Source organism: Streptosporangium canum (genome assembly GCF_900113865.1).
Taxonomy (GTDB): Bacteria; Actinomycetota; Actinomycetes; order Streptosporangiales; family Streptosporangiaceae; genus Streptosporangium; species Streptosporangium canum.
Genome location: NZ_FOQY01000015.1, coordinates 59,253 through 72,785, shown reverse-complemented (window position 1 = coordinate 72,785; position 13,533 = coordinate 59,253). Strand labels below are relative to the sequence as shown.

Here is a 13,533-nt window from a genome sequence, read left to right as displayed (position 1 = left end):
ATTAAGGCATCACTTCCCGGCAACTCCCGCCGTCTGGCCGTCCGGCCGTTCAATGGGTGGCCGGACAGCCGGACGGCCCACCCGTCGGACCGCTCGTCAACAGGTCCGGCTCACTGACCGGACCGCTCGTCAACAGGTCCGGCTCACTGACCGGACCGTTCGTCAACAGGTCCGGCTCGTCGGCCGGATCGCACACCAGGCGGTCTTCGCCGACCGCGAGGAGGCAGCGTGACCACCTCGGCCTTCCCGCCGGGTCAGCCGGAGTCAGGCAGGGCCGAGACGGTGGCGGTCACGGCCGGGCGCCGCACCGTCTACCTGGTCGCCCTCGTCGTCCTGCCGGTGCTGACCCTGGCCGCGGCGGTCCCCGCCGTCTGGGGGTGGGGGATCGGTCCGCGTGACGCGGTCATCGCCGTCGTCATGTATCTGATCAGCATCTTCGGGATCGCCATCGGCTACCACCGGCACTTCACCCATCGCGCCTTCAGGTGCCGCAGGCCGCTGCGCATCGCCCTCATGCTGGCCGGCGGCATGGCGCTCGAAGGCCCGATCACGCTGTGGACGGCCGAGCACCGCCGCCACCACAAGTACGCCGACCGGGCCGGCGACCCGCACTCGCCCTGGCGCTACGGCGACAGCGGCCTGGCCCTGCTGCGCGGCATGGCGCACGCCCACATCGGCTGGTTCTACACCGCGCGCCGCCGCTCCAGCCGGCAGCGCTGGGTGCCGGACCTGATGGCCGATCCGGACGTCCGGCGGTTCGACGCCGCCTACCCGGCCGTCGCGGCGCTGTCGTTCCTGCTGCCCGCCGCGGCGGGGGGACTGTGGTCGATGTCGTGGACCGGCATGTGGACCGCGCTCTTCTGGGGCGGGCTGGTCCGCTACGCCGTGGTGCACCATGTGACCTGGTCGGTCAACTCCATCGCACACACCTTCGGCGACCGTCCCTTCAGGACCAGGGACCGGTCGTCCAACGTCCGGTGGGTGGCGTTCCTGACCCTCGGCGAGGGCTGGCACAACTGGCACCACGTCGACCCGGCCTGCGCCCGCCACGGGGTGCTCAAGGGGCAGCCGGACCCGAGCGCCCGGCTGATCCGCTGGTTCGAGCGGGCGGGCTGGGCGTACGGCGTGCGCTGGCCGGACCCCGCGCGCCTGACCGCCCGCCGCATCGAGGCGGGACCGGGGCCGGGACCGCGCGTCTGACCGGACAGCCGCCGGACGGAGCCGCCGAACAACCGCCGAACAACCGCCGGTCAGCCGCCGAACAACTGCGGACAGCCGCCGGACGGAGCCGCCGGAGCGGGTCCGTCCGGGATCGCCGGCCGCGACGGCCTACCCCCTCACCCCCGTCACCTCCTCTCCGCTCATCTCGCCGTCACCCGGGACCAGGGCGCCGCTGAACTGGGCGGAGTACAGCCGGTGGTAGGCGCCCTGAGTGGCCAGCAGCTCGTCGTGGGTGCCCTGCTCGACGATGCGGCCCGCGTCCATCACCAGGATGAGGTCGGCGTCGCGGATGGTGGACAGGCGGTGGGCGATGACGAAGCTGGTGCGGTCGGAGCGGAGGGCGGCCATCGCGTGCTGGACCAGGACCTCGGTCCGGGTGTCGACCGAGCTGGTGGCCTCGTCGAGGATGAGCAGCGACGGGTCGGCGAGGAAGGCGCGGGCGATGGTCAGCAGCTGTTTCTCACCGGCGCTGACGTTGTTGCCCTCGTCGTCGATCACGGTGTCGTAGCCGTCGGGCAGGGTGCGGACGAACCGGTCGACGAACGTGGCCCGCGCGGCGGCCTGGATCTGCTCCTCGGTGGCCCCGGGGTTGCCGTAGGCGATGTTCTCGCGGATGGTGCCGCCGAACAGCCAGGTGTCCTGGAGCACCATGCCGATGTGCGAGCGCAGGTCCTCGCGGCGCATCGCGGTGATGTCGACGCCGTCGAGGGTGATCCGGCCGGCGTCCAGCTCGTAAAAGCGCATGATCAGGTTGACGAGGGTCGTCTTCCCCGCGCCGGTCGGGCCGACGATCGCGACGGTGTGCCCGGGTTCGGCCACCAGCGACAGGTCCTCGATGAGGGGCTGCTCCGGGACGTAGCGGAAGGACACCTGCTCGAACTCGACGCGGCCCCGCCGTGAGGTGGGCGGCACCGGGTCGGCGGGGTCCGGGGACTGGTCCTCGGCGTCCAGCAGCTCGAAGACCCGCTCGGCCGACGCCACCCCCGACTGCAGCAGGTTGGCCATCGAGGCGACCTGGGTCAGGGGCTGGGTGAACTGCCGGGAGTACTGGATGAACGCCTGGACGTCACCCAGGCTCATCGACCCGGTGGCGACCCGCAGACCCCCGACGACGGCGATGACGACGTAGTTGAGGTTCCCGATGAACATCATCGTCGGCATGATGATCCCGGAGACGAACTGGGCGCCGAAGCTGGCCTTGAACAGCTCCTCGTTCCTGTCCCGGAACACCTGCTCGACCTCCGGCTGCCGCCCGAACACCTTCACCAGCTCGTGGCCGGTGAAGGCCTCCTCGATGTGGGCGTTCAGGGTGCCGGTGTTGGCCCACTGCGCGACGAAGAACTTCTTCGAGCGTTTCGCGATCTGCGCGGTGACGACCATCGACAGCGGGATGGTCACCAGGGCGATCAGCGCGAGCAGCGGCGAGATCACGAACATCATCGCCAGCACGCCGATCACGGTCAGCAGCGAGGTCAGCAGCTGGCTCAGCGTCTGCTGCAGGGTCTGGGACACGTTGTCGATGTCGTTGGTGACCCGGCTGAGCAGCTCGCCGCGCGGCTGGCCGTCGAAGAACTTCAGGGGGAGCCGGTTCAGCTTGTCCTCGACGTCCGCCCGCAGCCGGAACACGCTGCGCTGCACGGCGTCGTTGAGCAGGTATCCCTGCAACCAGCTGAAGACCGAGGCCGCGACGTAGAGCGCCAGGACCCACACCAGGACCGTGCCCAGCGCGCCGAAGTCGATCCCGCGACCGGGCACGACGTCCATCCGTGCGAGCAGGGCGGCGAAGTTGTCGTCGCCCGACGCGCGGGCGGCCTGGACCGCCTGCTCCGTGGTCGTCCCGGCGGGAAGCCGGTGGCCGATCACACCGCTGAAGATCAGGTCCGTCGCGTGGCCGAGGATCTTCGGCCCCACGACGGCGAACACCACACTGGTCACGGCGAGGCCGATCACGGCCAGGATTCTCGGGCGTTCGGGGCTCAGCCGTCCCATCAGCCGCCGCATGGACGGCCCGAAGTTCATCGACTTCTCCGCGGGCATCCCGGCCCCCCCGAAGGGCCCTCGGCCGAAGCCTCCGCCGCCCGCCGGCGGTCGTGTGGTCGTCACGGGCCTGTCGCTCATGCTGCGCTCCCCGCGGTCAGTTGGGATTCGACGATCTCGATGTATGTCGGGCAGGAATCCAGCAGCTCGTCATGGGTTCCCATGCCGACGATCACTCCGTCGTCGAGGACGATGATCTGGTCGGCGTCGGCGATGGTGGACACCCGCTGGCCGACGATGACGACGGCGGCCTGGGCGGTGTGCGGGCGCAGGGCGGCGCGGAGCCGGGCGTCGGTGGTCAGGTCGAGAGCCGAGAACGAGTCGTCGAACAGGTAGATCTCGGGTCTGCTGACCAGCGCCCTGGCGATCGAGAGCCGCTGCCGCTGCCCGCCGGACACGTTCGTGCCGCCCTGCGTGATGGGGGCCTCAAGACCCTCGGGCATCGCCTCGACGAAGTCGCGGGCCTGGGCGACCTCCAGCGCCTCCCACAGCTCCTCGTCACTGGCGTCCGGGTTGCCGTAACGCAGGTTGCTCGCGACGGTGCCGCTGAACAGGTACGGCTTCTGCGGCACCAGGCCGATGCGGGTCCAGAGCATCTGCGGATCGAGGTCGCGGACGTCGACGCCGTCGACCGACACCGTGCCGGAGGTGGCGTCGAACAGCCTGGGCACCAGGGAGACCAGTGTCGTCTTGCCCGCCCCGGTGCTGCCGATGACGGCGGTGGTCTGCCCGGCGGTGACGCGGAAGGAGATGCCGGACAGCACCGGTGCCGCCGCGCCCGGGTAGCGGAACTCGACGTCACGCAGCTCCAGCTCGGCGCGGCCGTGCACCTGCCGTACGGGGTCCTGGGGCGGGCGCACCGACGACTCGGTGTCCAGCACCTCGATGATGCGCTCGGCGCAGACCGCGGCTCGCGGGATCATCATCGAGATGAAGGTGGCCATCATCATCGAGGTGAGGATCTGCATCAGATACATGAGGAACGCGGTGAGGGCGCCGACCTGCATCTCGCCGCTGTCCACGCGGCTCGCGCCGAACCACAGCACGGCGACGCTGGAGGCGTTGAGGATCAGCATCACGACGGGGAAGATGAGCGCGGTCAGCCGCCCGACGCGCAGCGCGGTCCCGGTCAGCGCGTCGTTCGCCGCGGCGAACCGGCGGGTCTCCTCGCCCTCCCGGACGAAGGCGCGGACGACCCGGATACCGGTGAGCTGCTCGCGCAGCACCTGGTTGACCGCGTCGATGCGGTCCTGCATCGCCCGGAACTGGGGGACCATGCGCGAGACGATCAGGCCGATCGACACCAGCAGCGCCGGGACGCAGACCAGCATGAGCCAGGACAGGCCGAGGTCCTGCCGCAACGCCATGACGATGCCGCCGACGCCCATGATCGGCGCGGCGACCAGCATCGTGCAGGTCATCACCACGAGCATCTGCACCTGCTGCACGTCGTTGGTGCTGCGGGTGATCAGCGAGGGCGCGCCGAACTGGGCGACCTCCCGGGCGGAGAACCCGCCCACCCGGTGGAAGACGGCCGAGCGGACGTCGCGCCCGAATCCCATCGCCGCGCGGGAGCCGTAGTAGACCGCCGCGATCGAGCAGGCGATCTGCACGAGGGAAACGGCCAGCATCCAGCCTCCGGCGGACAGGATGTAGCCGGTGTCGCCGGTGGCGACGCCCCGGTCGATGATGTCGGCGTTCAGGCTGGGCAGGTACAGCGAGGCTATGGTGCCGATCAGCTGCAGCACCACCACGGCGGTCAGCGTCGACGAGTAGGGCCGCAGGTAGGTGCGGAGCAGCCGGCTCAGCATGGGTGTTCCCTGTTCGTGGAGTCCGGGTGGAGCGCGTCGTGCCCGGGGTGCAGGCGGATGCCGTCCAGCAGCGTGGCGACGATCTCCACGGGCGGCAGCGGATCGTCCCCGACGAACCGGGGGTGGCTGAACGCGACGGTCAGCAGCTGCAGCCGTCGCGCGGCCTCGGGCGGCTCGCACCGCAGCTGATCGGCTGCGGGGCCGATCAGGTCGACGAGCGCCTGCCCGATGAGAACGCTCTGATCGGATCGGTCGCGGGCCGTCTTGGCGACTCCGTGGCATCCCAGCGTGTCCATCAGCCGGAAGACGCGTGCCGTACGCTGCTGCAGGCACTCGACCGCCGCGACGAGCCGGACCGGCAGGGGAGCGGCGCGGTCGATGGCCGCCAGGTTCCGCAGGAGCGGGGAGAGGTCGAAGGCGCTGGCCACGGCCGCGTCCACGAGCTCGTCCTTGGTGGCGAAGACCCGGAAGATCGTCCCTTCGGCCACGCCGGCCGCCTGCGCGATCTGCCGGGTGCTCACGTCGGGGCCGTGGGCGAGCACCAGCGACAGGGTTGATTCGATGAGCGCGGCACGCCGTTCGTCCGGTGGGAGGGGGGCTGCGCGCTGGGAAGCCAAGATCACCCGGGACACCCTAGTACAGGAATGAGTGAGTTGCTCACTCATTTAATTGCCCGCCGTACGGGCCTTCGGCCGACCGCCGTACGGGCCTTTGGTCGCACGCCGTACGGCCTGCGGCACGCCTGTGCGGCGTCCGTGGTCGCAACCATGGCAAGTCCAAAAGAAATTACTGAAGTCGCGTAATCCGGGCGAGTGGGTGGACTCCTTCCTCAGTGAGTGAAAGGAGCTTGGATTGAGCACGATGAGATCTACCCTCGCGCTGCTGCCGTTGCTGCTGTCGATGTGCGGGGTGGTCCTGGCCGTGCCGTCGCCCGCCGTGGCGGCGGCTCCGGCGGCCCGGTCGGGGTTCGCCTGCGACGGGGTGGATGCCAAGGACAAGGGGTGGGTGCTGCCGATCTACGTCCACCAGCCCGGGCAGGACGCCTGGGAGGCCGACAGCGCCGCCCTGCTGAACACCGTCTGGGAGACCGACCAGACGGTCGATTCGAGTGCGGAGCGGTTCGGGGTCTCCCGGCGGCTCCGGGTCGTGCAGGACGGTGACTGCCGTCCGGTGGTGGCGAAGCTGCCGTTCGCCAAGGGGCGCAACCGGGCGGAGATGGGCAAGGCGATGGCGGAGAACCTCGCCTCCCAGCCGGCCCTGGTGCGTACGCTCTGGCAGACCAACCGGGTCAAGCCACTGTATTTCGTCAGGGACAACGAGATCACGGATTCCTGCACGGGCGGCGGCGCCAACGCCGGCCTGAGCACCGGCAACGTCATCCTCCCGCGCTGGTGCTGGAGCGAGGCCGGGCTCACCCACGAGCTGATCCACAGCTTCGGGCTCTCGCACTGCGACGGGGGCGGCGTGAACGGCAACGACCCGGTCTGCCGGAACATGGGCACCCGGAAGGAGTGCACGAGCGATCTGGCGGCCAACTACCACCTTGACTCGTGCCGGATCGACGAGTTCCGCTACTTCGAGCCGACGCCGGTACGGCAGCCGGAGCTGGAGAGGATCAGGAACGTCGCGTTCAGCCCGTACCTGATCCAGGACCAGCCGAGTCCGGTGTGGCAGTTCCGCATCAAGGTGGTGGACGGCGGCAGATGCCTCGACGCGAGCGCGGCGCAGGTCGTGCAGCGCGCGTGCACGGGCGGCTCCGCGCAGACGTGGCAGCGCGGCATCGACGACGACGGGTACCTCACCATCCGCAACGCGGCGAACGGCCGCTGCCTCACCATGGCGGACACCGTCGTGACCGGCCCGTGCGCGAAGCAGGACAAGTCGCAGCAGTGGCTGCCGCAGGCCGGCCAGGACAGGACCAACTTCGCCGGCCGCGCCGGCGGGAAGCTGGCCGTCAAGGACAACCGGGACGGCGGAGCGGTGGTGCGCGAGGGCAAGGGGGAGTTCGTGGCCGAACTGCTGGGCGGCCTGGCCGCCTCGCCCACCCAGCCGAGCACCCCGGCCCCGACGGCCACGTCGCAGCCGACCACGCAGCCGACCGCGCAGCCGACCGCCGGGCCGACCACGACGCCGACCTCTGTCCCGGAGCCGGCCGTCACGCCGGACCCGATCGGGTCGCTCGACCCCGACCCCGCCAAGACTCCCGCGCAGGGCCGGAACGTCCGGTTCAAGAGCGCGTACGGCACCTGCCTGACCGCGTCCGGCACCAGGGTGCGCCTCGGCGCCTGCGGCACCACGTGGAACGTCGTGACGGTCGGCAAGCACGTGCAGGTGCGCCACCAGAACCGCTGCATGGCGCTCGGCAAGGTCAGCGGCGGCAAGCGCTCGGTCGTCCTGACCAGGTGCGGCACGGCCAGTAAGGGGCAGCGCTGGCTGCTTGAGAAGGCCGGCGGCTCGGTCACGCTGAAGAGCGCGACCACGAAGGCCACCCGGCTCGTCGCCGTCACCGCCAAGCCCGCCAGCATCTACGCAAAGGCCGCTTATCAGAAGAATTCCGTCAAATTTATAATCAAGTAAGTGATCGAACCGGAAAGCGCGGATCCGGCCCTGACCCGACTGGTCAGGGCCGGGGACGACCGTGCCGTCTCCGAGTTGTACGAGCGGCACCACCCGGCCGTCATCGCTTTCGCCCGCCGCCTGTGCCAGGACCCGCACACCGCCGAGGACCTGGCGAGTGAGGCGTTCGCGCGGACCCTGCGCACCGTCCGGAACGGCCTGGCCGGTCCGACCGGCGACTGGCGTCCCTATCTGTACGCGGTGGTCCGCAACACGGCGGCGGAGTGGGCGCGCTCCGATCGGCGGTCCGTCCTGACCGACGAGTTCCGCGAGGACGATCTCACGACGGCCGCGCCGGAGCCACCGGACGATCTCGTGACCCGCGCCTACCGCTCGCTGCCGCCACGCTGGCAGACCGTGCTCTGGCACACCCTGATCGAGGACGAGGAGCCCGAGCGGGTCGCGAAGATCCTCGGCATCACTCCCGGCAACGTCGGCGTGCTGGCCTTCCGCGCCCGCGAGGGGCTGCGCAAGGCGTACCTGGCCGCGCACGTATCCAGCGCGTCACCCCGCTGCCAGGAGTACGCCGAGTCACTGGCGGCGATCGTGCGCAAGAGAAGCGGACGCCTTCCGCGGGCGCTGCGCGCGCACCTGGAATCCTGCGCGAGCTGTGCCCGGGCGCACACGGAGCTGCTCGACCTCAACGCCACACTCCGCGCGGCGCTGCCGATCGCACTGTTCCCGTCCGCCCTGGGAGCGGGGAAGTGGAGCGCGGCGGGAGCCGGGACGCCGGGCACGGCGGGGGCCGGGACGCCAGCCGGGACGGGGACGGGAGCCGGGAAGTCGGCCGTCGCGTCGAAAGGGGTCGGGAAGTCGGCCGTCGCGTCGAAAGGGGCCGGGAAGTCGGCCGCCGCGTCGAAGGGGGCCGCGACGCCGGGCTGGGCGATCCCGCTGTCGGGAGCGGCGGCGATCATCGCCGTCGTCGTGGCCGTGGCCGTGTTCAGCCTGTCACGGGACCCGGCACCCTCCCCGCCCACGCGGGTCGCCGCTCCCGCGCCGAGCGCGTCACCCACCCCGAAGCCCACCCCGAAGCCCACCCGCGTGAGGGTCCGCACGCCCGCCCGCGAGGCGACCCCGGCCATCCGCGTGACGACGCCGGGACCCGCGTCGCCGTCCCCCCGCAAGCCCACTTCCCAGCCGGGCACCCGGATCGCCCACGCGGGCCGATGTGTCGGCGCGGCGGGCGGGCTGGTGGCGGCGCTGCCGTGCGCCGACCCGCGTACGGCCTGGCGTACGCGGGGCGGCGCCCAGCGGTTCCAGCTCGTCAACGTCGTCAGCGGCCGATGCCTGGCCGCCGGCGAGCGATATGACACCGTCGCCTTCAACGGCGGCGGCATGCTCGCGGTCCGGCTCAAGCCCTGCGCCTCCGTCCTGGCACAGCGCTGGCACCGCCCGGCTTTCAGCGACGGTGTGCGCCGGCTGGTGAGCGTCCCTTCCGGCAAGGCGCTGTCCATCGGCAAGGAGTTCGCCGGCAAGCGTCCGCCGACGGCGTTCATCCTCTACGGCCCCTACACCGGCTCGGCCGATCAGCGCGTCACCCTCGTGGACGGCTGACCCGCCGTCGGCCGCGGCCAGGTCTCCGGGCGCGTCGAGGACCGGTCACCCCGGCGGGGCCGGGCGCGGCCGGAGCGGCGGGTGAGCGGTCACCCCTGCTGACGGGAGTGCCACCTGGCCAGAAGCTCGGCCTCCCGGTCCGGGCTGATCGTCGTGGCCGTGGTGAACGAGGCCTCGGACTCGCGGATCTCGCGCACCGACCGGCGGAGGGGGCGCGGGGCGAGTCCGGCCGCGGTCGCGGCGGCCGGGTCCGCGGTGTTGGCCGCTCCGCCGCCCTGCTGCCAGAGCGGCAGCGACCGCCCGTCCTCCCCCTCGGCGCGCAGGAACTCCTGCCCGACCCAGGTCAGCGTGGTCCCCGGTGGCCCGACCTCGGCCACGATCGTCTCCAGCATGTCGCCGAAGGAGAACGGCGGGGGCGGGCTGACCGCGTGGAAGGTCCCCGAGTCCGTCTTCTCGACCATGGCGACGATCCAGGCGCCCATGTCACGTCCGTCGATCACCTGGATCGGGACCGACGGGTCGCCCGGGGCCAGGACCTCGCCGCCGCGTGCGATCCGGTTGACCCAGTAGGTGAAGCGGCCCGTGTAGTCGTGCGGGCCGATCACGTAGGTCGGCCGTACGACCAGCGTCCCCGGCCCGAAGCGGTCGAGCGCGGCGCGCTCGCAGAGCACCTTCAGCGGCCCGTAGGTCTCGGCGGTGACCGTCTCCTCGACCGGGCCGTCGGGCTCGGCCAGCGGCGAGTCCTCGGTGAAGCCCGGCGCGGGCGGGTCGGCGTAGACCGCCGTGGTGGAGACGAAGACGTACTGGTCCGTGGAGAGCACCTCGGCCAGGGAGGCGATCTGCGACGGAAGGTAGGCGCTGGCGTCGATCGTCGCGTCCCACCGCCGGTCACGCAGGATGGACAGGTCCTCGTTCCGGTCGGCCCGCAGGTGCTCCGCCTCGGGGAACAGCTCCGGCCCGGTCTGCCCCCGGTGCAGCAGGGAGACCTCGTGTCCGGCCGCCATCGCGGCCTCGGTGATGTGCCGGCCGACGAACCGGGTTCCACCGATGATCAGAATACGCATGAGGGTCATTTTCCTGCATAAAGTGCATCCGGCTCAGACTTATCCTTCATCCCGCGGGCCGTGGCGTGCGGTTGAGCGCATCCTTTTCGCTGTTAAAGGCGACAACAGGTACGTTGGAGGTGTCCATCGTCGACTTCAGGATGGTCACCGTGACGATCTGGCCAGAGGTGAGACCGCGCGGGCCGTCACCGGCCGCCGGACCCGGCTCCTCGACATCCGGAGTCCGCGGGCCGTCCCCCCATGACCTCCACATCGACCTGACCGGCCCGCCGGTCCGCCTGAAGGTCAGCGGTGACATCGACCGCACGACCAGGAGGCTGTGGGAAGAGGCGCTGGGCGGGCTGGTCACCCAGGGCGACGACATGCACATCGACCTCGCCGGGCTCACGTTCGTCGACGTCCGGGGAACATGGCTGCTGACCCAGGCCGCGCGCGGCCTCCCCAGGGGCAAGAAGGTGTTCCTGCACCACGCGCCCTACTGTCTGAGATCCGTACTCGCCTTGATCGGACCGGACTCTTTCCCGATCGAAGTGGAGACGTGATGACCACGACGACGACCACCGCGGTGGATCCGTTCGTCCATCCCGCGCTGTTCTACCGCGGGGCCCGGCAGTATCTCGACGGCACCGTGCCGTTCATCCGTGAGGGCCTGGCGGCCGGAGAGCCGGTCGCGGTGGCCGTGCCCCCGCAGAACGTGGAGCTGCTGCGGGCCGAGCTCGGCGAGGCGGCCTCCGAGGTGCGCTTCCTCGACATGACGCGGGCCGGTCGCAATCCGGGGCGCATCATCCCCGGCGTCCTGCGCGCCTTCGCCGACCTCCACCCCGCCGGCAGGGTCCGCATCATCGGCGAGCCGATCTGGGCCGGCCGGTCGGCGACGGAGTATCCCGCGTGCGTCCAGCACGAGGCGCTGATCAACCTCGCGTTCTCCGGCCGCGCCGTCACCATCCTGTGTCCCTATGATCTCGACGGGCTGGACCCCTCGGTCATCGCGGAGGCCGAGATGACCCATCCCGTCGTCATGGACGGGTACGGCCAGCGCACCAGCCGCGTCTACGCGCCCGAACGGATCATCCAGGACTACAACCAGCCGCTGCCCGACCCCGTGGACGCCGCCGCCCTCGGATTCGCCGGCGGCGACCTGGGGCGCGTGCGTGACTTCGTCGTCGGGCACGCCGCCTCCATGGGGCTCTGCGGAGAGCGCCTGGAGGACCTGCGGCTGATCGCCAGCGAGCTGGCGGCCAACAGCCTCGACTACGGGGGAGGTTCGGGGACGGTGCGTATCTGGGCCGAGAACGGGCAGGTGGCCGTAGACGTCACCGACGCCGGTCACATCCTCGACCCCCTTGCCGGACGCCGGCCGGCCGATCCCCGCCAGCGGGGCTCTCGCGGCCTGCTCGTCACCAACCTGCTCAGCGACCTGGTCCGCATCCACACCAACCAGGACGGCACCACCGTCCGCGTGTATTTCAGCACCTGAACCGTCCGCACATCCCACCCCCTCTGTCAGAGCCCGTGACGGCACTTCGCCCGCCACCAGGCTCCCCCAGGCCGGTTACGGCCATGCGGAAGGAAGCGATTCTGAGCCCAGGAGACGGACGTCGCCTGCTGCCCTCCGGCAGGTCGAACGTCATGGAGACCACCATCGGGGCCGCGCCGCTTCCCGGAACGATCGACGCGGAGCGCGTCTCCGCCTCCACGGCGGCGGTGCAGGCCGTGCTCGACGTGATGCCCGGATCGGCGAGCTGGTCCGTGCCGATCCGTGACGCCACCGGAACGATCGTCGACCTCCTCGTCCAGGCCGTGAGCCCGGAGGCGGAGGACATCCACGGCCGACGGGGCGAGGAGATGATCGGCCTGCGCACCCGGCAGACCTACCCGTCGGTGGCGCAAACGCCCCTCTGGCAGGCATACCTGCGGGTGATGGAGACCGGCGCGCCCGAGCGGTACAGCCCGTACGAGCACGTCGAGGTCGCCGACGGCGTCCCGCACCGCTCGACCTACGCCATCCGGATCGCCCGCCTCGACGACGGCCTGCTCGTCACCTGGGTCCGCGACGACCTCGGGCAGCGGCTGGAGGCCCGTCTCGCCCGCACCGAGCACCTGGGCAACCTCGGCTGGGGACGCTGGAACATGGTCACCGGGGAGGTCGTCTGGTCGCCGCAGCTCTACCGCATCCACGGGCGCGATCCTGCGGAGGGCCCCCTCACCATCGAGGAGTACTCCACCCTCGTCCACAGCGAGGACGCGCCGCTCCTCGCGGGGGCGGCGGACAGGTGGACGCGCGGCGGCGGGCCCCACGAGCTCGAAGTCCGGATCGAGGTGGACGGCTCCCTCCGCCACATCCGCATTTCGGCCGAGGCGACCCTCGACGCGGCGGGCCGGCCCCTGGAGATCCACGGGGTCATGCAGGACATCACCGGCTGGCGCCGGACGGCCGACGAGCTGGCCAGCGTCAGCCGGCGGCTGGAGGAGGAGAACCAGCTCACCGCCCACCTGCAGAAAATCATCATGCCGGTCCAGAACGAGCCCTACCTCCTGCCCGGCCTGCGGGTGGCCGCCCGCTACCAGCCCGCCGAGACGGCGGACTACCTCGGCGGGGACTGGTACCAGGCGATCGGCCTGGACGACGGCGACGTGCTGCTCGCCGTCGGGGACGTGGCCGGCAACGGGCTGGCCGCCGCCTCCGCCATGGCGAAGCTGCGTCACGCGATCACCGGCCTGGCCTTCGCCGACCACGACCCGGCGGAGATCCTCACCGTGCTGAACCGCCTGCTGTGCAAGCTCCGGCCCGACGTGCTGGCCACCGCGCTCGTGGCCCGCTACCACCCGGCCGACCGCACCCTGCGGTGGACCCACGCCGGTCACCCCCCGATGCTCCTGGCCCGGGGCTCGCACGTGGAGCGCCTGCTCCATCCGGGCGTGCTGCTCGGCGTCTTCGAGGACGCCGCCTACACCTGCGGCACCATACGGCTCCGGCCCGACGACCTCATGGTGATGTTCACCGACGGGCTCATCGAGAAGCGCGGCAGCGACCTCTACGAGGGCCTGGATCTCATGAGCGCCGCCCTGACCGAGGCCCTCCGGCCGATCGCTCCCGGCTCCCAGGACCGGCTCCTGGCGGTCATGGACGCCATGGTCCCGGCCAACGCGGCCGACGACACCTGCGTCCTGGTCACCCAGGTCACCCAGAACGGCGAGGTCATGATGCTCCCCCGCCGGGACGGCTGACG

Annotated in this window: 10 protein-coding genes; 6 read left to right on the top strand and 4 right to left on the bottom strand. The window is 71.2% G+C overall.

Annotated features, from left to right (window positions below; genetic code table 11):
- Positions 1-228 precede the first annotated feature (228 nt).
- Positions 229-1,200 (top strand): acyl-CoA desaturase, encoded by a 972-nt coding sequence (locus tag BM085_RS22410; RefSeq protein WP_093888894.1) that lies wholly within the window; start codon positions 229-231, stop codon positions 1,198-1,200.
- A gap of 129 nt (positions 1,201-1,329) precedes the next feature.
- On the opposite strand, the gene BM085_RS22405 is transcribed toward BM085_RS22410, so the two are convergent.
- The 3 genes from BM085_RS22405 to BM085_RS22395 are packed head-to-tail and all read right to left on the bottom strand — an operon-like array spanning position 1,330 to position 5,692.
- A complete protein-coding gene (locus BM085_RS22405) occupies positions 1,330-3,339 on the bottom strand; it encodes an ABC transporter ATP-binding protein (RefSeq protein WP_093888893.1) in 2,010 nt (669 codons plus the stop codon).
- The gene (locus BM085_RS22400; RefSeq protein ID WP_093888892.1) at positions 3,336-5,069 is read right to left on the bottom strand and encodes an ABC transporter ATP-binding protein; all 1,734 of its coding nucleotides are present in this window, start codon (positions 5,067-5,069) and stop codon (positions 3,336-3,338) included. Before BM085_RS22400 ends, BM085_RS22405 begins: the two co-directional genes overlap by 4 nt.
- Positions 5,063-5,692, bottom strand: coding sequence for a TetR/AcrR family transcriptional regulator (locus BM085_RS22395; protein WP_177245216.1), 630 nt, complete (start codon positions 5,690-5,692; stop codon positions 5,063-5,065). Before BM085_RS22395 ends, BM085_RS22400 begins: the two co-directional genes overlap by 7 nt.
- Before the next feature lie 238 nt (positions 5,693-5,930).
- Between BM085_RS22395 and BM085_RS46875 the strand changes: the two genes are divergently transcribed.
- A complete protein-coding gene (locus BM085_RS46875) occupies positions 5,931-7,646 on the top strand; it encodes a ricin-type beta-trefoil lectin domain protein (protein WP_093888890.1) in 1,716 nt (571 codons plus the stop codon).
- Complete coding sequence (locus BM085_RS22385; protein ID WP_093888889.1) at positions 7,647-9,239, top strand: sigma-70 family RNA polymerase sigma factor; 1,593 nt, start codon at positions 7,647-7,649, stop codon at positions 9,237-9,239.
- A gap of 89 nt (positions 9,240-9,328) precedes the next feature.
- Here BM085_RS22385 and BM085_RS22380 read toward each other — a convergent pair whose 3' ends face one another.
- Positions 9,329-10,303 (bottom strand): NAD-dependent epimerase/dehydratase family protein, encoded by a 975-nt coding sequence (locus BM085_RS22380; RefSeq protein WP_093888989.1) that lies wholly within the window; start codon positions 10,301-10,303, stop codon positions 9,329-9,331.
- Positions 10,304-10,452: 149 nt separating this feature from the next.
- Here BM085_RS22380 and BM085_RS22375 point away from each other — a divergent pair, with 149 nt between their 5' ends.
- From BM085_RS22375 to BM085_RS22365, 3 genes are all read left to right on the top strand, one after another.
- Positions 10,453-10,845, top strand: a complete 393-nt coding sequence (locus BM085_RS22375) for an STAS domain-containing protein (protein WP_177245215.1) — start codon at positions 10,453-10,455, stop codon at positions 10,843-10,845.
- Complete coding sequence (locus BM085_RS22370; RefSeq protein ID WP_093888887.1) at positions 10,845-11,780, top strand: sensor histidine kinase; 936 nt, start codon at positions 10,845-10,847, stop codon at positions 11,778-11,780. Before BM085_RS22375 ends, BM085_RS22370 begins: the two co-directional genes overlap by 1 nt.
- Before the next feature lie 152 nt (positions 11,781-11,932).
- Complete coding sequence (locus BM085_RS22365; protein WP_177245214.1) at positions 11,933-13,531, top strand: PP2C family protein-serine/threonine phosphatase; 1,599 nt, start codon at positions 11,933-11,935, stop codon at positions 13,529-13,531.
- Positions 13,532-13,533: the final 2 nt, after the last annotated feature.